Annotated in this window: 21 protein-coding genes; 19 read left to right on the top strand and 2 right to left on the bottom strand. The window is 33.6% G+C overall.

Annotation, left to right across the window (positions count from 1 at the left end):
- Genes SAUT_RS00705 through SAUT_RS00660 form a run of 10 tightly spaced genes read left to right on the top strand, consistent with a single transcriptional unit; the run spans nt 1 to nt 9,250 of the window.
- A complete protein-coding gene (locus SAUT_RS00705; RefSeq protein ID WP_013325946.1) occupies nt 1–387 on the top strand; it encodes a hypothetical protein in 387 nt (128 codons plus the stop codon).
- Complete coding sequence (gene pseG, locus SAUT_RS00700) at nt 377–1,321, top strand: UDP-2,4-diacetamido-2,4,6-trideoxy-beta-L-altropyranose hydrolase (RefSeq protein ID WP_013325945.1); 945 nt, start codon at nt 377–379, stop codon at nt 1,319–1,321. Before SAUT_RS00705 ends, pseG begins: the two co-directional genes overlap by 11 nt.
- Entirely contained in the window at nt 1,314–2,009 is a 696-nt protein-coding gene (locus SAUT_RS00695; protein ID WP_013325944.1) for a formyl transferase, read from the top strand. The genes pseG and SAUT_RS00695 overlap by 8 nt, the downstream gene beginning before the upstream one ends.
- Nucleotides 2,002–2,682 carry a PIG-L deacetylase family protein gene (locus tag SAUT_RS00690; protein ID WP_013325943.1) on the top strand — a complete coding sequence of 227 codons (681 nt, stop codon included), beginning with the start codon at nt 2,002–2,004 and terminating at the stop codon, nt 2,680–2,682. Before SAUT_RS00695 ends, SAUT_RS00690 begins: the two co-directional genes overlap by 8 nt.
- Complete coding sequence (gene pseH / locus SAUT_RS00685; RefSeq protein ID WP_013325942.1) at nt 2,679–3,176, top strand: UDP-4-amino-4,6-dideoxy-N-acetyl-beta-L-altrosamine N-acetyltransferase; 498 nt, start codon at nt 2,679–2,681, stop codon at nt 3,174–3,176. The genes SAUT_RS00690 and pseH overlap by 4 nt, the downstream gene beginning before the upstream one ends.
- On the top strand, nt 3,163–4,197 hold the full coding sequence (pseI, locus tag SAUT_RS00680) for a pseudaminic acid synthase (protein WP_013325941.1): 1,035 nt from the start codon (nt 3,163–3,165) through the stop codon (nt 4,195–4,197). The genes pseH and pseI overlap by 14 nt, the downstream gene beginning before the upstream one ends.
- Nucleotides 4,194–5,111, top strand: a complete 918-nt coding sequence (locus tag SAUT_RS00675) for an aldo/keto reductase (protein WP_013325940.1) — start codon at nt 4,194–4,196, stop codon at nt 5,109–5,111. Before pseI ends, SAUT_RS00675 begins: the two co-directional genes overlap by 4 nt.
- The gene (locus SAUT_RS00670) at nt 5,096–5,869 is read left to right on the top strand and encodes a cytidylyltransferase domain-containing protein (protein WP_013325939.1); all 774 of its coding nucleotides are present in this window, start codon (nt 5,096–5,098) and stop codon (nt 5,867–5,869) included. Before SAUT_RS00675 ends, SAUT_RS00670 begins: the two co-directional genes overlap by 16 nt.
- Nucleotides 5,869–7,179: an aminotransferase class III-fold pyridoxal phosphate-dependent enzyme gene (locus SAUT_RS00665; RefSeq protein WP_013325938.1), complete on the top strand. Its 1,311-nt coding sequence runs from the start codon at nt 5,869–5,871 to the stop codon at nt 7,177–7,179. The genes SAUT_RS00670 and SAUT_RS00665 overlap by 1 nt, the downstream gene beginning before the upstream one ends.
- Before the next feature lie 55 nt (nt 7,180–7,234).
- On the top strand, nt 7,235–9,250 hold the full coding sequence (locus SAUT_RS00660) for a motility associated factor glycosyltransferase family protein (RefSeq protein ID WP_013325937.1): 2,016 nt from the start codon (nt 7,235–7,237) through the stop codon (nt 9,248–9,250).
- 129 nt (nt 9,251–9,379) lie between these two features.
- Here SAUT_RS00660 and SAUT_RS10975 read toward each other — a convergent pair whose 3' ends face one another.
- A complete protein-coding gene (locus tag SAUT_RS10975; RefSeq protein ID WP_013325936.1) occupies nt 9,380–11,416 on the bottom strand; it encodes a flagellin N-terminal helical domain-containing protein in 2,037 nt (678 codons plus the stop codon).
- A gap of 191 nt (nt 11,417–11,607) precedes the next feature.
- Between SAUT_RS10975 and SAUT_RS00650 the strand changes: the two genes are divergently transcribed.
- From SAUT_RS00650 to SAUT_RS00610, 9 genes are all read left to right on the top strand, one after another.
- On the top strand, nt 11,608–11,865 hold the full coding sequence (locus SAUT_RS00650; RefSeq protein ID WP_013325935.1) for a type II toxin-antitoxin system Phd/YefM family antitoxin: 258 nt from the start codon (nt 11,608–11,610) through the stop codon (nt 11,863–11,865).
- Nucleotides 11,859–12,179, top strand: a complete 321-nt coding sequence (locus tag SAUT_RS00645) for a type II toxin-antitoxin system PemK/MazF family toxin (protein ID WP_013325934.1) — start codon at nt 11,859–11,861, stop codon at nt 12,177–12,179. Before SAUT_RS00650 ends, SAUT_RS00645 begins: the two co-directional genes overlap by 7 nt.
- A gap of 62 nt (nt 12,180–12,241) precedes the next feature.
- Entirely contained in the window at nt 12,242–12,484 is a 243-nt protein-coding gene (locus tag SAUT_RS00640) for a ribbon-helix-helix protein, CopG family (protein ID WP_013325933.1), read from the top strand.
- A complete protein-coding gene (locus tag SAUT_RS00635) occupies nt 12,477–12,821 on the top strand; it encodes a type II toxin-antitoxin system PemK/MazF family toxin (protein ID WP_013325932.1) in 345 nt (114 codons plus the stop codon). The genes SAUT_RS00640 and SAUT_RS00635 overlap by 8 nt, the downstream gene beginning before the upstream one ends.
- 77 nt (nt 12,822–12,898) lie before the next feature.
- The gene (gene topA, locus SAUT_RS00630; protein ID WP_013325931.1) at nt 12,899–15,133 is read left to right on the top strand and encodes a type I DNA topoisomerase; all 2,235 of its coding nucleotides are present in this window, start codon (nt 12,899–12,901) and stop codon (nt 15,131–15,133) included.
- On the top strand, nt 15,130–15,654 hold the full coding sequence (locus SAUT_RS00625; protein WP_013325930.1) for a metallophosphoesterase family protein: 525 nt from the start codon (nt 15,130–15,132) through the stop codon (nt 15,652–15,654). Before topA ends, SAUT_RS00625 begins: the two co-directional genes overlap by 4 nt.
- Nucleotides 15,651–16,493, top strand: a complete 843-nt coding sequence (locus SAUT_RS00620) for a biotin synthase (protein ID WP_013325929.1) — start codon at nt 15,651–15,653, stop codon at nt 16,491–16,493. Before SAUT_RS00625 ends, SAUT_RS00620 begins: the two co-directional genes overlap by 4 nt.
- Nucleotides 16,494–16,519: 26 nt before the next feature.
- Nucleotides 16,520–17,689 (top strand): cation:proton antiporter, encoded by a 1,170-nt coding sequence (locus tag SAUT_RS00615; protein ID WP_013325928.1) that lies wholly within the window; start codon nt 16,520–16,522, stop codon nt 17,687–17,689.
- Nucleotides 17,690–17,791: 102 nt separating this feature from the next.
- Nucleotides 17,792–18,151, top strand: coding sequence for an AMMECR1 domain-containing protein (locus SAUT_RS00610; protein ID WP_013325927.1), 360 nt, complete (start codon nt 17,792–17,794; stop codon nt 18,149–18,151).
- Here the strand turns inward: SAUT_RS00610 and SAUT_RS00605 are convergent.
- On the bottom strand, nt 18,148–19,113 hold the full coding sequence (locus SAUT_RS00605) for an NAD(P)-binding domain-containing protein (RefSeq protein WP_013325926.1): 966 nt from the start codon (nt 19,111–19,113) through the stop codon (nt 18,148–18,150). The two genes, SAUT_RS00610 and SAUT_RS00605, sit on opposite strands and share 4 nt — an antisense overlap.

The following is a 19,113-nucleotide window of genomic DNA, read 5'->3' as shown; positions in this document are numbered from 1 at the left end:
ATGATTAGAAATATACAAGAAGAAAGATTAAAGCGTTTAATTGTTCGCAAGCATTTTAATAAAAAGTACAATGATGAACTGATAGATTTTTTACAAAATAATGTTGAGAACAAAAGAAAGATAGTGAAAACTATTGATTATATCAATCAAATTACATTTACCCACCCTGGTTTAAACTCTTTAGAATATATTGTACATCCGCTAAGAGTCGCGGTTATTTTATATCAAATTGACAATAACATTGATGTCGATATATTAATTACAGCACTACTACATAATATATTTGAAGTTTCCAAAATCACAGAGAAAGATTTTTTATTCCATTATGAAATCGATTTAATGAATGCTCTTAAAATACTTGCAATAGACAGATCCAATGAAAGATAAAACAAAAAGTATTCTCTTTCGAGCTGATTCCTCTTCAAAAATTGGCACCGGCCATATTATGCGAGACTTAGTTCTTGCTACTCAGTATAAAGATTCAAATATAATCTTTGCAACTCAAAATTTGTCTGGAAATATAAATCATAAAATCTTTGAAGCTGGATATAAACTAGAGATATTACAATCAAATCAATTGAAAGAGTTGAATCAGCTGATACAGAAATATAATGCAGATATGCTTGTGATTGATCATTATGAAATAGACTATAAGTTCGAGAAAAAATTAAAGGAGAATAATCCACAGTTAATTCTTCTTAGCTTTGATGATACTTATGAAAAACACTATTGCGATATACTTTTAAATCACAATATCAGTGCTGATAAAAAGAGATATAAAGATTTAGTGCCTAAAAATTGCGAACTTCGATGTGGTAGCCAATATACACTTTTAAGAGATGAGTTTTACAAGCAGAAGAAAAAAAGAAAACAACGATTTAAAACTAAAAATTCAAAATTCAAAATTTTCTTAGCAATGGGTGGTGCTGATCATTCAAATATTACTAGAAAGATTTTAAATGTATTGGAAAGTTTTGATAATATAAAGACACATGTAGTTACAACAAGTGCAAACAAAAATTTGCATGAGTTAAGACAATATATTGAAAATAAAAAGTGGGTAAAATTATATATTGACTCAGATAAAATAGCAAAACTTATGAAAAAATCTGACTTTGCAATTATATCACCAAGTGTTACTGCAAATGAAGCATCTTTTATGAACCTTCCTTTTATAGCTGTCAAAACAGCAGACAATCAAAATGACATGTATCAATATTTAAAAAGAAAAAAATATTTAGTACTGGAACAATTTAATATAAAGAACTTAAACACAACTATTAAGAATATAATTCAAAAACTGGATAAACATAATGAATAACATAGTTATAGCAACAATTAAAGAATGGAATATTCAAAACTATTTTACTCTAAAAGAAAAATATTCAGCATTATATAAGTTTCATTTAATATCAAATAAAGATGAACTAACTATTGATTATCTTTTGGAATTAAGGCCAAAATATATCTTTTTCCCTCATTGGTCCTGGATAATTCCAAAAGAAGTATATTTGAATTTTGAATGTATAATATTTCATATGACTGATTTACCATTTGGAAGGGGAGGAAGTCCTCTTCAAAACTTAATTGTAAGAGAAATATACGACACTAAGATTTCTGCTTTAAAAGTAGAGAGTGGTTTGGACACAGGAGATATTTATCTAAAAGAGGACTTTAATATTTCTCTTGGAAGTGCTGAAGAAAATTTTATCAAATTATCAAATATTGTTTTTTCAAAAATGATACCAAAATTTTTAAATAGCTCCTTACTACCACTTGCACAAAATGGTAAATCAATTATATTTCAAAGAAGAAAACCTCATGAAAGCAACATGAACAGTATAAATGAAATTTCAATTACCAAGTTGTATGATTTTATAAGAATGTTAGATGCAGAAGATTATCCAAAAGCATATATTGATTTAGATAATTTAAAGATTGAGTTTAGTGAAGTACATATGAAAAATAAAAAACTAGTTGGAAGATTTGAGGTAATAGAAAATGTCTAAAAAAATATTAATAGTTGCAGCTCACCCAGATGATGAAGTTCTTGGCTGCTTTGGTACAGTTTCTAGACTTATAAAAGATGGCTATCAAGCCTATACTTTAATACTAGGCGAAGGAAAGACAAGCCGTGATGCACAAAGAGTTGTAAAAAACAAAAGAAATGAAATAGCCCTCTTAAACACTGAGATACAAAAAGCAAATAATATTATAGGAATTAAAAAGGTTTTTATAGAATCATTTCCAGACAATAGATTTGATAGTGTTGATTTGCTTGATATTGTAAAAGTAATATCCCAAGTAAAAGAAGAGGTAAAACCAAATATTATATTTACACATTATGAGCATGATTTGAATATTGATCATCAATTAACGTATAAAGCAGTTATCACAGCTACAAGACCTATGAAAGATGAATGTGTTAAAGAGATATATAGTTTTGAGATACTTTCATCTACTGAGTGGAACTATCCATTATCTTTCTCGCCTGATACTTTTTTTGACATATCTGAAACTATTGACATGAAAATTCAAGCTATGCAAGAGTATAAATCGGAACTTTGTGACTATCCACATCCACGAAGTTTAGAGGGCATAGAGCTAAATGCAAAATATCAAGGTATGAGAGTTGGTAAAAAATATGTTGAGGCTTTTAAGAGTGTAAGGGTTATTAAATGAAGATAAATGGTGCTACTTTAATAAATTTTATTGAATTAAATGAAGATACTCAACTCAAAATCTTAACATGGAGAAATCATCCTACTATAAAAAAATGGATGTACACAGATGATAATATATTACTTGATAATCATTTAAATTTTATAAGCAGTTTAAAAAGTACTAAAGATAAACAATATTTTGTAGTAGATAAGGACGAACAACAAATAGGTGTAATTTATTTTACAAATATAGATACAAATAAAAAAGAGTGTGAATTTGGACTGTATGCAAATCCTTTTGAAAAAATAGCAGGAGTGGGGAGCATACTTGAAAAACTTTGCATAGAGTATGCTTTTGATATTCTAAAACTTAAAAAGCTTAAACTTGAAGTTTTTAGTAACAATAAAAAAGCATTAAATTTATATAAAAAGTTTAATTTTAAAGAAATTGGCAAGAAAATAGTCAATAACAAAGATGTAATTTGCATGGAGTTAAAAAATGAAAATAGGTAATTTTAATTTACAAAAAGATGGTGTTTACATCATAGCTGAACTAAGTGCAAATCATGGTGGAAAAATAGAGATAGCGAAAAAGACTATAAAGGCGGCAAAAGAGATAGGTGCTAACTGTATTAAATTACAAACATATACAGCTGATACAATGACACTTGATTGTAAAAAAGATGATTTTATTGTCAAAGGTGGAACTCTTTGGGATGGAAAAAGTTTGTACGAGCTATACCAAGAAGCTTATACACCGTGGGAATGGCATGAAGAACTTTTTAACTATGCAAGAGAAATAGGCATAGATATATTTTCATCACCATTTGATAAAACTGCTGTTGATTTTTTAGAACAGTTTAATCCTTCTGCATATAAAATCGCTTCATTTGAGATTACTGATTATGAATTAATACGTTATACAGCTTCCAAAATGAAACCTATGATAATAAGTACAGGTATCGCCACTATCGATGAGATACAAGATGCAGTTGAGATTTGTCATAGTGTTGATAATAATGAGATAGTTCTTTTAAAATGTACAAGTGCTTATCCAGCTGCTTTAGAAGATGCAAATTTATTGACAATCAAAAATCTTGCTGAGACATTTGACGTTGTAAGTGGATTTTCAGACCATACTATGGGGGCTACTGCCCCCATAGTTGCTGTAACACTTGGGGCTAAGGTGATAGAAAAACATTTTATCTTAGATAAATCTATCGGTGGTGCAGATGCAGATTTTTCTATGGATAAAGAAGAATTTAAAGCTATGATACAGGCAGTTAGGGATACTGAAAAACTTCTTGGTAAAGTTGACTATATCATGACAGAACAAAAGAAAAAAAATAGACAATTTAGTCGAAGTCTTTATGTATCTAAGGATATTAAAAAAGGTGAAATATTTACAACTGAAAATATAAAAAGTGTAAGACCGGGCTATGGATTACATCCTAAATATTTAAATAAATTTTTAGGTAAATGTGCAGATAAAGATTATGAGTACGGCACACCTCTGAGTATAGATACAATATGAAATATATAACATTTAAAAATGATAAAATCTCAAAATTATCGCTAGGGACTGTCCAATTTGGACTAGACTATGGCATAGCTAATACAAGCGGAAAACCATCACAAAAAGATGTGACTGAAATTATCAATTATGTTACAAATAATGGGATCAATTGCTTTGACACTGCTCAAGGATATGGTGATGCAGAAAAAGTTTTAGGGAATTCTTTGCCGAATAACAAAAACTTATTTATAGTATCAAAAGTTGAGTCAAGTTTATTTCGAACTAATATACAAGCAAATATTTCAACATCATTAAAAAATTTAAATATAGATTCACTCTATGCCCTACTTCTTCATGATAGTAAAATTTTACATGACTGGAAAGAAAATGACTCTCTAATTGTAGATAATCTCATAAAAAATTCTAAAATAAAGCACTTTGGTATTTCAATTTATACATCAGAAGATTTTAATTTAGCAATTGAAAATGATAAAATAAATTTCATTCAAATACCATTTAATATCTTTGATCAAAGGGCCATAAAAGAAGATTGGTTTCATAGAGCTAAGGAAAAAAACAAACTGATATCTATCAGAAGTATTTATCTGCAAGGTTTATTACTGATGGAGAAAGATAAAATACCTCCCCAACTACAATCCGTAAAAAAACATCTTGATACTTTAAATGCATTTGCTAAAGAGTTACATATAACAAAAAATGAACTAGCACTAAGTTTTGTTGATACTGTTGCTCAAAATTCACTCATACTCTTTGGATGTGATAATATAAATCAAGCCAAGGAAAATATTCAAAATTATAAAAATATTAAGAAATTAGATCATGACATGATTACTAAAATTATTGCTAATTTTGAAAATATAGAAGAAGAGATATATAATCCAATAAGGTGGTCAAAATGGCAAAACAAATAGTAGCACTGCTACAAGCAAGAACAGATTCAACAAGATTACCTGGTAAAGTATTGAAAAAACTTTTGGATACTCCTATGATAATCCATGAACTTCATAGAATATCTAAATCAAAATATATAACAGAGCTTATACTTGCCACTAGTGATGAAGCAAGTGATGATGATTTATCTCAGGTAATAATTCATCATGGTTTTAATATTTACAGAGGTAGTAAAAATAATGTATTAAAGAGATTCATTGATGCCTTAAAGAAATTAAATTTAAATGATGATGATATTGTCGTAAGACTCACTGGTGATTGTCCAGTTCATGACTCAAAGATCATAGATGAAACTATATCTGCATTTTTAGAGACAGATTGTGACTATTTAACAAATTCTGTAAAACCAATTTATCCAGATGGATTAGATGTAGAAGTTTTTACATATGCTTCACTAAAAATGGCAAATAAATTAACAAAAAAGCCGTCTCAAGTTGAACATGCAACGCCATTTATTAGAGATAGTGGACTATTTAAAACAGTAAATTTACTCAAGAAAGAAGTTTATCCACAATGGAGGTTAACAGTTGATGAACCAGAAGATTTCATAGTGATAGAAAAAATATATAATCATTTTGGTAATAATAATTTTAGTTTGACTGATATTATCTCATATCTTGAGAAAAATCCAGATATTATTAATATAAATAGTCATATTAACCGTAATGAAGGTTATTTAAAATCAGTAGAAGAAGATTTACGTCAAAAGGACACTTAATGGGAAAATCACAAGATTTATACAAAAAAGCAAAAAAGCTAATTCCTGGAGGAACTCAACTATTATCTAAAAGGCCTGAGATGTTCTTACCTGATTTATGGCCTGCGTACTATTCTAAGGCTAAAGGATGTCAAGTATGGGATTTAGATGGCAATAAATACACAGATATGAGCTACATGGGTATTGGAAGTTGTATTCTTGGGTACGCAAATGAAATTGTAAATGATTCCGTAAAAAATGCTGTAGACAATGGAAATATGACTACACTCAATGCACCTGAAGAGGTTGAATTAGCTGAGCTTTTGTGTAAAATTCATCCTTGGGCAGATGAGGTACGCTATACAAGGACAGGTGGTGAGTCCATGGCAGTTGCTGTTCGCATTGCTCGTGCAAAAACTCAAAAAGATATTGTTTTATTTTGTGGATACCACGGTTGGCACGATTGGTATCTTGCTGCAAATCTTGCTGATACTGAAGCATTGGATGGGCATCTGCTGCCTGGACTATCCCCTCGTGGTGTTCCACGTGGATTAAAAGGAACATCTTTCCCTTTTAAATATAATGATATTGAAAGCTTTACAAAACTTTATAATGAGCACAAAGGGAATATAGCGGCGATAGTTATGGAACCGTTAAGAAATACATATCCGGAACAAGATTTCATAAATATAATTCATGAAAAGACTCAATGCGATAATATTGTTTTAGTTGTTGATGAGATAACTGCCGGATGGCGATTAAATCACGGAGGAGCGCATCTTATACTAGGTATAAAACCGGATATAGCAGTATTTGGTAAAGCAATAAGCAATGGTTACCCTATGGGTGCTATTATCGGGAAAAAAGATGTTATGGACGCTGCGCAAGATACATTTATAAGCAGTACTTACTGGACAGACAGGATTGGTTTAGTTTCTTCTATCGCCACTATTAACACTTTAAAAAAAGATAATGTCTCTCAACATTTAAAACAGATAGGGAAGACTATACAGGATGGTTGGACCGATATTGCCCTATCTCATGATATAGAAATAGAGGTAGGAGGTATTTATCCACTTGGACACTTTAGCTTTAAACATAAAGAGGCATTAAAATTAAAAACACTCTTTACAAAACTTATGATGGAAAAAGGTTTTTTAGCTACTACTGCTTTTTATGCATCTTATGCACAAAAAGACAAAGACATTAACGCATATCTACACGCAGTTGATGAAGTATTTTCTTTATTATCTAAATATATCAAAGAAAATACAATTAAAGAACATTTAAATACTCCTGTATGCCATAGTGGATTTTCAAGATTAACATAGTAGGTATGAATATTGCTGTCAATTAAGATACTTACTTTTAAAAAGGTTTTCATTAATGAACTCAATACAAGATCAAGCTATTCGCTTATTTGAAAGCAATCTAAGATATCTTCAAGAAAATCACCAGGAACTTTATTTAAAAATAAAAATCTTTAATCAAGCGATTAATGACAATTCTTATAAAGAACGATATGCTCTTGAATTCAAAGATAATTATTTTGATATATTTGAACTCTCATCAAATAGGTACCTTTACAATACAAATATCTTTGAACATGCCAAAAATCTTGCAAATAATGTTAACTTTAAAAAATCCGATCATGTCATAGAAGGTTATTATAACACAAGGGAGCTTTCTGAAAAAGATATAGAAATATTTGATACTTCCAAAAATCTGAGAAGTTCTCTTTGGGCTACTGCAAAAATCATTCAGTACAACAAAAACATTACTTCCAAAAATGATGAGATGGAAAAAATTTTTAAATTTGTATTTTGTGGTGTAGGCTTGGGAGTACACATCACAGAAATTCAAAATAAAATAAACGCTAAAATGCTATTTATTAAGGAAAACAACCTTGAAATTTTTCGTTTATCACTATTTGTAACTGATTACACAAGTCTTGCTTCTACGGCTCGCTTATTTTTTTCCATCATGGAAGATAGTCACGAGATGAGTTCATTTACTCAATTTTTTATGCAAATTTATATGTACAATCATTATATAAAATACTCCGTTTTATTTGAAGAAAACATCCAGGACATCAAGGATATCCAATCTAACATAGTGAAATCTATGCATCATATTCGTCCATATGTCAAAAGTTTACGGGAATTTCTAAAAGCACCTGAATACCTTGTAGAAAAACACCCTTTTATTAATTTCGACATATCAAGTCACTATGATAATCCATTCAAACACAAGCCTGTCCTGCTTATTGCTTCTGGTCCATCTCTAGATAGAAATGCCTTATGGCTGCAAAAAAATAAAGATAAATTTTTTATCATTTCTGTTCTCTCTTCCATTAAGACTTTACATAAATTAGGAGTAGCACCAAATATGGTTGCCCATATGGATTCAGAACCAGATGATGTGACATTTTTTTACGGTATTGATGTAAAAACTTTTTTTAAAAATACTATCTTTTTATTGTCTTCTGTTGTAGCTAGAAGTGTTGTTGACAAAATCCCTGTCAATCAACTCTATTTTTTTGAAACTGCATCACACTATAAACTTAATTCAAGAATCCCTACTTGTCCAAGTATCGGAGAAGCAACATACTTTCTAACTCTTATATTTGGTAATCAACAACTCTATCTTTTAGGTTTAGATTTAGCACTAGATGCTCAAACGAAGAGTAACCATACAGTTGGACATAAAGAAGCACGTACAGTAGAAGAAACAACAAAAGAAAATGAACAGTTTACTTCTCTACACGGAACTCTATTATATACAAAAGGAAATTTTTTAGATGAAGTACCTACCACACCATTATATGAAATGTCTATTGAAGCTTTAAAAATAATATCTAATCAATACTTATATGATAAATGCAAAGTATACAATCTTAGTAATGGTGCTTATCTTCAAGGAACCATTCCCCTTTATGCCAGTAATATAGAAACAAAAAAATACGAAACGATTGTAGCAAAGATTGAATTCCAAATGATGCAAGAATTTCTAAATAATATTTCCAATATTTCATTTAATAAAAAAGAACTCAACAACTTTACCGCACAAATTAAAGAAGCTAAACGACTTATAAAAGTTATCAAAAAATATCAAGATTCTATTTTGAACACAACAGAAGAACAGTTCATTTTCAGATTTCATGAGCTTTACAAAGAACTAGTTAATACAAATGAGAATGGAGTATATGATATCAATAATATCCTATTTTTATATTTACAGAGTATATCAAGCTATATATTTGATATATTTAACACAAAAAATTTAAAGAATAAAAAAATACATCAAAGAGAAATACAACAAATCTTTACACAGCAACTGCTTAAAATTTTGAATCTATATATATCAGTAATGAAAGTTTATGAAGAGTGGTCTGAAAAATAAAGCACCACTCCAAAAAAAGAGTGGTACAAAATAAAACAGCAACTGAATGCTGCTTTAACGATTATTACTATTGTAATAATCTCATAACATTTTCTAAAGAAACGTGAAAGAGCTACGCTCTTAACGCATCTACTGAAGTAGACGCATCACGTTTTGTTGAACAGCGTTTGCTTGACTCATAGCATATGAACCAGACTGTGCAAGAATGTTTAGTTTTGCAAAGTTTGCAGACTCTGCAGCAAAGTCAACATCACGGATTTGAGATTCTGCAGCAGTTACATTTACTTGAGTAACAGAAATGTTACGTATAGTAGACTCTAACTGATTTTGAACAGAACCAAGGTCTGAACGAGTTCCATCAAGTTGTTTTAGAGCTGAATCTGTGATTAAGATACCTACTTCAGCAGAATTACGACTTGTAACATCTATGCTTTCCAAAGAAGCGCCTTGCGCAATAACATTTTTTGTTCCAGATGTAAAACCAAATGAATCAGGATCATTCCCACCCACTTTTACTGCACTATCACTATAGATTTCTACTGAACCCATTTTAGACTGATTTGTTACACCTTTTGTAAGACCATAAGTTGAATTAGCTGTAGTTCCTGCTATGTTAAGGTCATCACCATTGTTGACACTTAATTCCATTTTACCATCTTTAGCAATATATGACTGACTCATACCATCAATGTCTTTAATCGCTGACTGAAGATCTGAACGAGCAGAACCAGCAGTAGAACCATCACCATAAGTTCCAGCTAAATCAACACCATTGATAACTAATTGTCCGGCTTCAATAACTACTGCTGCAGTTGCTGTAGAATTGATTGTAGCTGTAATAGCACCAGAGCCATTTGTTTCATTATCAGCTGTTAATCCTGTATATGTTGTTGATGCTTCGTTTGTTCCATCAGTTGTTGTCACACCAGCACCATCAGCATTCGCTTCCGCAACTGTAATAGTTTGTGCACCTTGTAATACTGATTGTTCAATTGATAAAGTCCCTGAATCAGCTGTGTCAGTTGCAACAGCTCCAAAGTCACTACTTGCATTTATTAAAGTAGTTATTGCCGCTGCAATGGCAGTAGCTGTATCTCCAGAAGATGCTGCATATGTAACAGAAAAACCATTAGCGTTTGTTACACTAACATCTCCACCACCTGTTGATGCAGTAAATGTAACAGTATCAACATCATTATCACGAGTAGCGATTGAAATATTACTACCATCATTTGATTCTAGTACTAGTTTATTTTCTGTATTTAAAGAAGCTGTAACACCTGTTTGATCTGAAATATCATTAATTGCACGAACCAATGCACCATTTGAATCATTAGCTACAACAGTTGTATCAGCGATAGCAACTCCATTAATTTTTAAGAAATTTGTCGAATCAATAGTACCAGCTGAAACTGCTGCTGCTGCAGTAAGACTATTGTGACCCTCAGCAACCAAATCAGTAGCATTTGTAATTGCCGCTGCTACGCTTGCTGCATCTGTAAGTTTCGTAGGTGAAAGTGAGTTGATTGTAGATGAAATATCAGTATCATTTATTTTCAACTCCCCAGCTTTTAAAGCCTGCCCAGATGCACCTTCAGCTAAGTTTGTAGAATCTAAAGCCGCTCTAGTTTCAGAACCTGTTGTACTTTTAATGTCACCAACACTGTCAGTCTGTACATTTCCTACCGAAAGGTTTACAGTTTCACCAGCATATGCACCAATGTGAAAAGATTTGTTTGAGAAAGTACCATCAAGAAGTTTTTGACCATTAAACTGAGTAGTGTTAGCAATGCTATTTGCTTCTTCTAGTAAACGATCAATATCTTTTTGGATTGCTCCACGAGAATCAGTATTTTGACCGTCAGAAGCAGCTTGAATAGCTTTTGTTCTAACAGAATTAATAATTTTTACATACTCATCAAGAGCACCATCTGCTGTTTGCGTAATAGCAACACCGTCGTTTGCATTGTTAATAGCCTGACCAAGACCTTGTGCCTGTGAACGTAAGCTATCTGCAATAGTCATACCAGAAGCATCATCTGCAGCAGTGTTAATACGAAGACCAGAACTCAATCTGTTTAAACTTTTGTCTAAACCTAAGTTTGTGTTCACAGAGTTTCTGTGTGCGTTCATTGCCGCAATGTTTGTGTTAATTCTAAAACCCATAATAAATCCTTTTCTATGGAAGAGCCTTTCGCTCTTTGTTTTTTGTTTTATCTTTAGGCTTCCTTGCCCGAGACTCAAACTAAATCGACAGCCAAAAAAATAACTTTAGAAAAAAAATGTAAAATTTATAAAATTTTTTATATTTGACATATAATAGTCAAAATAGCTATAATAGACAAAAAGGACATCTTATGCATAAAATATCTGCTTCAGAACTAAAACAAAACTCTATGAGACTCCAAGAAGCACTGCGTGATGATTTGCTTATAACCAAAAGAGACAAACCTTTTGTTGTTGTAATGGACTATGAAAAATACAAAAAGATACAAAACACGCAAGATGAATGGAGTTTTTGGAGTGACAATGAAATTGACAATTTTGGAAAGATTGCCATCGGTCTGAGTAAAAATAATTTTGATGATGAAGATGAGGACTACTCACAATGGTAGGAGATATCTACTACATAAACATGCCCTACTCTGACTTTACTAAAAGTAAAGGACGTCCCGTTTTGGTTTTTCAAAGCATATCAAAAGATGATTTTCTCATTTTGCCGCTTACAAGTAACCTCTCACGAGAAGGCATTAAAATAACAACTGAGGATATTGCAGACGGCTCGCTTAAAAAAGATTCTGTCATCATAGTTCCTAAATTAACAGCAGTAGACAGCTCCTTAATAAAAGGCTCAAAGTTTATAGCATCACTCAAAGAAAAGAGCTTCTTACATGTAAAGAAAACCCTTTGTGAAAAACTAGAATGTTAAAAATTGATAAATAATTTTATTTTAAGTAAAATAGTATTACTTTTTCAAGTAAAGGACTTTTTATGAAAACTATTACACTCAAGACAGAAGATACTTTTTTTGAACATGTGACGGAACTGGCAAAGAGTCTGCATCTTAGTAAAAGTGAGCTCATCCGAAAAGCTATTAGAGAGTATGAAAAACATATCAAAAAAGAAGCCTTACGTAAACAGATAGAACAAGCATCTTTTAATGTCAGGGTATCTAATAGTGAAGTGACACTCGATATGGATAATACAATTACAGACGGATTGGAACATGTTTAAACGGGGGAATATATATCTGGCAAAACTTTATCCTTCAAAAGGTCATAAAGTTTGTAAGACACGACCTGTTTTGGTACTCCAAACAAACTTACTTAATGATATTGGGCATACTACATGTATTATTTTACCGCTTACGACATCTTTGGTTGAAAACTCTTTTCCTTTACGTTTGAGGGTACAACTAAGAGACAAACTCTTAAAAACTTCAGAAATTTTATGTGACCAGATTAGGACCATTGACAACACTAGACTCCAATCAGAAGTCATAACTTCACTATCCCAACAGGAACTTTTAGAGATTGAACAAAGAGTGCAAATTATTTTAGATTTTGCATAAAATTCACAATTTAATCTTTTTTAGATACACTTCCAAAATCAAAAACCAAATCACTATACTATATATAGGAAAACTATTTGAACTTAATAATCGTCGAATCACCCGCAAAAGCAAAGACTATCAAGAACTTTTTAGGCAAGGACTATGATGTTATTGCCTCCAAAGGACACATTAGAGATCTGCCAAAATCGCGTTTTGGAATTACACTTGATGAAGAAACACATGAACTTGTTCCTAAGTATTCAGTTGCAAAAGAGAATGCTCCCACTGTTAAAGAGATAAAAGAAAAAGCCAAAAAAGCCGACACTATCTACATCGCGACCGATGAGGACCGCGAGGGTGAAGCTATAGGCTGGCACATCGCCCATGCTATCAAAAAAGACCCGCTTGAGTTGCCTCGTATTGTTTTTCATGAGATTACAAAAACGGCCATCAAACATGCTTTAGAGTCTGCGCGTAAAATAGATATGGACATGGTAAATGCCCAACAGGCACGTCGTCTGCTTGACCGTATAGTAGGGTATAAGCTCTCTCCGCTTTTAGCATCAAAGATTCAAAAAGGGCTTTCAGGCGGTCGTGTTCAATCTTCAACACTCAAACTTGTAGTTGACCGTGAACGTGAAATAAAAGCCTTTGTTCCTCAAGAATACTGGAGCATTGACACCGTTTTTAAAACAAATATTGATGCAAACTTAATAAAACACAAAGATAAAAAGCTCTCAAAACTCTCTATTGAGAACAAAGAGCAGGCAGAGACAATTACTCAAAGTGTAAAAAATGATAATTTTACAATTGCTAAAATCGAAACAAAACAGAGAAAATCATCAACACCGCCGCCGTTTATGACATCAACACTGCAGCAGACTGCATCAAGTAAGCTTGGATTTACACCGAAAAAGACGATGATGATAGCCCAAACTCTCTATGAAGGTGTAAAAACTCCTGATGGAACTTCAGGTGTCATTACCTATATGAGAACGGATTCACTGAACCTCGCACAAGAAGCCGTGGGCGCTGTCCGCGGCATCATAGAAAACCGTTACGGCAAAAAGTACCTGCCGAAAGAGCCGAAAATTTATACAAAAAAAGCTAAAGGTGCACAAGAAGCACACGAGGCTATTCGTCCTACCATGCTGCAGTTCACACCTGAAGTAGCACAAAGCTTTTTAAAAGCGGATGAGATTAAACTCTACCGTCTAATATATGAGCGTTTCATGGCCTGCCAAATGGAAGATGCGATTTTCGAGCAGCAAAGCATCATCTTTAAGGGCAATGAAAATGAATTCCGTGCAAGCGGGCGCAAGCTGATATTTGACGGTTTTTATGCGGTAACGGGTACAGAAGACAAAGATAAACTTTTACCTACACTCAAAGAGGGTGAAAAAGCCGAAATACAAAGCGTAAAACCTGAGCAGCACTTTACAGAGCCGCCGTCTCGTTATTCTGAAGCGAGTTTGATTAAAAAGCTTGAAGCTGAGGGTGTTGGGCGCCCTTCAACTTATGCGCCGACGATTGCCACACTTTCAAACCGTACTTATGTAACGATAGAAAAAAAACAGATCATACCTACTGAGATTGCTTTTACCGTTACAGAAATATTAGAGAAAAACTTTCCAAACATCGTTGACATTAATTTTACGGCTGAGATGGAAGAAGAACTTGATGAGATTGCAGAAGGTAAAGTAGACTGGCAAAAACTTCTGTTGGAGTTTTATGAAAAGTTTATGAAACAGATAGAAGAGGGTAAAGAAAACATCGTCTCTTTAAAGCTTGCAAAACCGCTTGGACGCACTTGTCCTAAATGTGGAGAGCATGAGTTACTGCTTAGAAGCGGACGTTTTGGAAACTTTATCGCATGTAGCGGTTTTCCTAAATGTAAATACACAGAACAGTGTGACGAAGAAGGCAATGCAGTTGAGAAAAAAGAGACAACTGCCGATGAAAAATGTGACAAATGCGGCGCAGATATGATAGTGAAAAATGGCCGTAACGGTGAATTTTTGGCATGTTCAAATTACCCAGAGTGTAAAAACACAAAGAGCATCAATGTCGAAGAAAAAGTAAGTGAAACACCGTGTCCTGACTGTGGCGGAAAAATCAGCCTGAAAAACTCTCGCAGAGGTCCTTTTTGGGGATGTGAAAATTACCCTGATTGTAAATTCATCTCGAAGTTTGAACCTACGACTATTAAATGTAAAGAAGAAGGATGCAGCGGAGTTTTAGCACCTCGAACGTACAGAAATAAAGAGGTTTATGAGTGTGTGAAGTGTAAGGCACGTACACCAAAAGAAGAGATAGATACAAAAAAATGAAGATAGGTATACTCTCAGATACCCATAAAAAGGTTAAAAAAGCCAAAGCGGCTCTTGATATGCTTTTACAAAACGGTGCTGAGTTTATTATACATGCCGGAGATATTGTTGAAAAAGAAATACTTGACCTGCTTAAAGAGTGCGAAAAAAAGTATATTGCCGTATATGGGAACAATGATGCCCATTTGGTTGAGTATCACAACAAATACCATTTAGTTCAAGAACCCTATTATTTTAAACTGGCAAATACAAAGTTTAAGCTTATGCACCTGCCATTTTATATGAGCAATGATGCCCAAGTCATTATTTTTGGACATACTCATAAGTTTGAAGTGGAGTTTATCAAGGGTGTTCTTTTTTTAAATCCCGGTGAAGTATGTGCAAGAAACAAGCCAACTTCTGAATGTGCTATGCTTGAAGTACTCGAAGATGAATTTATAGTAAACTACTATACACAAAACAAAAAAGAAGAAAGTTACAGTGTAAACAAAACTTTTTCATATAAAAGGCAAAAGCAGTGAGTGAAAAAATATTTTTATGTTCCATTTGTAACATAAACAGCGGTACATGTAAGGAAGACTGCAAGTTTTGTTCGCAGAGCGTACGCTACAAAGCAGATATAGAACGCTACAAACAAAAACCTATGGATATAATCTGTCAAGAAGCCGTGCAGGCAAGAGACAACGGTGCACTTGGATTTTGTCTCGTTACCGCCGACAAAGGTCTCACTGATAAAACATTGGCATTTGTCTGCAATGTTGCAAAAGAGGTGCAAAAAGTAGCGCCCCAGCTGCGTCTGATTGCATGTAATGGTACAGCAAGTGTTGAGCAGCTTCTTGTCTTAAAAGAAGCAGGCATCAAAGCCTACAATCATAACCTTGAAACCAGTGAAGCCTTTTATCCTCAGATTTGCACAACGCATCCTTGGAGTGAGCGATATGAAACCTGCCAAAACGTCAATGAAGCAGGTTTAGTGCTCATAAGCGGCGGAATTTTCGGGCTGGGCGAATCGCAAGAAGACAGAATCTCAATGCTAAGTTCTCTTAAATCACTTAATCCTACTTCTGTGCCTATTAACTTTTACCATCATAATGTAGCACTTGAACTCGAGCCAAATCCGTTAACGACAGATGAAGCGCTCGCACTTATAAGACTCACAAAAAAGACACTTTGTGATGCTGATAGAATTATGGTTGCAGGCGGTCGCGAGCTTATGTTTGGATCGCGTCAGGCGGAGATTTTTGAAAACGGTACAAACTCTATTGTTATAGGAAACTACTTGACAACAAAAGGTCGAGTAATGAGTCAGGATTTAGAGATGCTCAAAGCACTCGGTCTTGATGTAGCCAAACGCGTATAAATCATTTTACAAAAGGGGAATATTTTATGAGTGACAATACAGTATTAATCATTACAATATCACTCATTATTATATTTTCCCCTTTTATTGCCAGATTTTTACGCCTGCCTACTACGCCTATAGAGATTATACTAGGCTCTCTGCTGGGATATGTCGGTTTTTTACATGATGAGCATCTTTTTGATTTGGTGGCTGAATTTGGCTTTTTGTACCTTATGTTTATTGCCGGAACAGAAATCAACTTAAAAAATGTCCTCAAAACACCTAGCAGTATTATGAAAAAAGCTGTTGTATACCTTGTGCTGTTATATGCCTTTTCTATCGCCTTTTCTATGCAGTTTGATTTGGGAAAAATCTTTATGGTTTTATTACCGCTTATCTCTGTCGGACTGGTTGCATCTTTGTCAAAAGAGTATGGAAAAACTCCCTGGCTCACTCTTTCAATGACAGTCGGCGGGATAGGTGAAGTTGTGAGTATCGTGATTCTTACCATTACTTCTGCAGCCTTAAAATCCGGTTTTGGTTTAGGGCTTTTTCAAACGATTATGGCACTTTTGGCATTTTTACTCTTTATGTTCATCCTGTTTCGCTCAATGCAGCTTATATTTTGGTGGTTTCCTAAAGTTGCCATAGCGCTGATGCCGCACAATGACAACAAAGAGCAAGACATTCGTCTCTCAATGGGTATATTTTTTCTGCTCATAGGTGCCATGCTCTTTTTACATCTTGAACTTGCTTTTGGCGCATTTTTAGCAGGTATATTTATTCCGACTTTTTTTGAGCATAAACACCAGCTGCCTGAGAAACTTGCATCTTTTGGCTTTGGGTTTTTAATACCTATCTTTTTCATTCATATCGGAAGTTCTTTTAATCTTGATGCTCTTTTAATAAACGGGCTTATAAAAGAAGCGGTTATTATTACCGTAGTTATGATTTTGATGCGTCTTTTTGCTTCTTTGGTCTTTGTAAAAGAGCTGGGGTTTGTTGACACTATTTTATTCGGGCTTTCCCACTCTATGCCGTTGACACTTCTTATTGCGATGGCAACCCTTGCGTATACAGCCAACTCTATAGATAAGTTTCACTACTATGCCTTTATTTTGGCGGCTCTGTTTCAGGTGATAAGTGTTATGATTGTTATAAAATTAGTAAATATCTACAAATCTAGAAAGTCCTTAAATTCTCAAAAACTTTAGTTTTTGTAGCTTTAGGGGGTTGTAGGGACTTGAGTCCCTGCCACTATAATGGGCTTTGCTCATTATAGTGGGTCACATTAAAAAAGAGCAAAGGAGTATGTGATGAGTCGTTCTGTTTTACTGCAACTCTCTCGCGATTCCATACAAGAAGTACTTCAAGCACAAAACAGCATTGACAAAAAATCTCTTTTAGGCGAACACCCTTTGCTGCATCAAGTTGTAAAAACAACTACAAATCTTTACTTAAATGATGAACTTCGCGGTTCTTATGAAAGTGACAAAAATCTCTCTTTGGCTGATGCTGTAATAATCGGAGCAAAAAAAGCCGCCTTTGAAGACCCTGCTTTTGTGCCCCTCTCCACTTCAGAATATCTTCATTGCGAGATTGAACTCATCCTTGATACCCCAGAAGGTATTATAAGTGAAAAAGACCCTGCGATTTTATCCGAGACAAAGACCTAATCCTTACAGTTTTTACATCCGCCTTTTATATAACAGGCAATTTCATAGCCCTGGTTCAGTCCAAGCGCTATGCTTCCGCCGCTCTCTTGTGTTATATCTCCAGCTACAAAAAGACCTTTGATATTTGTCTCGTAATGCTCATCATATTTGGGTTTTCCATCCTCTTCTTCTATACCTGAGCTTGCTAAAAATGCACTTGGTGTTGTTCCGCCGATAGCATAAATCACTCTATCAAATGTTTCCGGTTCAATCTCAGTAAAAAGAACTTTCACTCTACCATTATCATCTTCAAGACCGTCAATATTTACACCTAAAATCGGTCGTACTTCATTATGAGCTATTGCATTGGCAATATTTCTTTGATTTAAAGGATTTGCACGGCGAAATGTTTCCCTTCTGTAGCAAATTGCGACTTCATTTCTGCCGACTAAATCCACAGCATATTCTACAGCACTGTCTCCACCGCCCACAATAAGGACCTTTTCACCATCCTGACATTCATCAAGGGTATAATTTACTTTTTTTCTGATACTTGGAGGGATTTTATAACTTGGCTTATTCGGTTTGCCCATACGTCCTATAGTAACAACAACTCTCTTTGCCATAATAGTGCTGCCAGCCATATGAATATTAAAATAATCATCCTCTTTTTCTATAGAAGTGACTTCAACCTGTATTTTTAACTCAATATTATGATTTTCTATCAGTTCATCAAAAAGGTCTAATGTTGACTCTTTTGTCCCGTCTACAAAAACTATACGACCGTTAAGTTCAACTTTTTGCCCTTTCCATTCAAGATCAACACGCTTATTGTCTTTATAATATTTACGTATCGTGGAATTATGATTCACATTTTTTTCCAAAACTACAATATCATCTATATCCTGCAGATAACTCTCAACTGCAGCAGCTAATCCCGCAGGTCCAGCACCTACAATAGCTAAATTATAAATTTTTTCCAT

This window comes from Sulfurimonas autotrophica DSM 16294 (genome assembly GCF_000147355.1).
Lineage (GTDB): Bacteria > Campylobacterota > Campylobacteria > Campylobacterales > Sulfurimonadaceae > Sulfurimonas > Sulfurimonas autotrophica.
Note: the sequence above shows the minus strand (reverse complement) of the source record. Positions and strands in the feature narration are given on the sequence as shown.

Coding starts and splice junctions, on each gene's coding strand:
- SAUT_RS00705 (WP_013325946.1), top strand. CDS start 1: ATGATTAGAAATATACAAGAAGAAAGATTAAAGCGTTTAATTGTTCGC.
- pseG (WP_013325945.1), top strand. CDS start 377: ATGAAAGATAAAACAAAAAGTATTCTCTTTCGAGCTGATTCCTCTTCA.
- SAUT_RS00695 (WP_013325944.1), top strand. CDS start 1,314: ATGAATAACATAGTTATAGCAACAATTAAAGAATGGAATATTCAAAAC.
- SAUT_RS00690 (WP_013325943.1), top strand. CDS start 2,002: ATGTCTAAAAAAATATTAATAGTTGCAGCTCACCCAGATGATGAAGTT.
- pseH (WP_013325942.1), top strand. CDS start 2,679: ATGAAGATAAATGGTGCTACTTTAATAAATTTTATTGAATTAAATGAA.
- pseI (WP_013325941.1), top strand. CDS start 3,163: ATGAAAATAGGTAATTTTAATTTACAAAAAGATGGTGTTTACATCATA.
- SAUT_RS00675 (WP_013325940.1), top strand. CDS start 4,194: ATGAAATATATAACATTTAAAAATGATAAAATCTCAAAATTATCGCTA.
- SAUT_RS00670 (WP_013325939.1), top strand. CDS start 5,096: ATGGCAAAACAAATAGTAGCACTGCTACAAGCAAGAACAGATTCAACA.
- SAUT_RS00665 (WP_013325938.1), top strand. CDS start 5,869: ATGGGAAAATCACAAGATTTATACAAAAAAGCAAAAAAGCTAATTCCT.
- SAUT_RS00660 (WP_013325937.1), top strand. CDS start 7,235: ATGAACTCAATACAAGATCAAGCTATTCGCTTATTTGAAAGCAATCTA.
- SAUT_RS10975 (WP_013325936.1), bottom strand. CDS start 11,416: ATGGGTTTTAGAATTAACACAAACATTGCGGCAATGAACGCACACAGA.
- SAUT_RS00650 (WP_013325935.1), top strand. CDS start 11,608: ATGCATAAAATATCTGCTTCAGAACTAAAACAAAACTCTATGAGACTC.
- SAUT_RS00645 (WP_013325934.1), top strand. CDS start 11,859: ATGGTAGGAGATATCTACTACATAAACATGCCCTACTCTGACTTTACT.
- SAUT_RS00640 (WP_013325933.1), top strand. CDS start 12,242: ATGAAAACTATTACACTCAAGACAGAAGATACTTTTTTTGAACATGTG.
- SAUT_RS00635 (WP_013325932.1), top strand. CDS start 12,477: ATGTTTAAACGGGGGAATATATATCTGGCAAAACTTTATCCTTCAAAA.
- SAUT_RS00625 (WP_013325930.1), top strand. CDS start 15,130: ATGAAGATAGGTATACTCTCAGATACCCATAAAAAGGTTAAAAAAGCC.
- SAUT_RS00615 (WP_013325928.1), top strand. CDS start 16,520: ATGAGTGACAATACAGTATTAATCATTACAATATCACTCATTATTATA.
- SAUT_RS00610 (WP_013325927.1), top strand. CDS start 17,792: ATGAGTCGTTCTGTTTTACTGCAACTCTCTCGCGATTCCATACAAGAA.
- SAUT_RS00605 (WP_013325926.1), bottom strand. CDS start 19,113: ATGGAAAAAATTTATAATTTAGCTATTGTAGGTGCTGGACCTGCGGGA.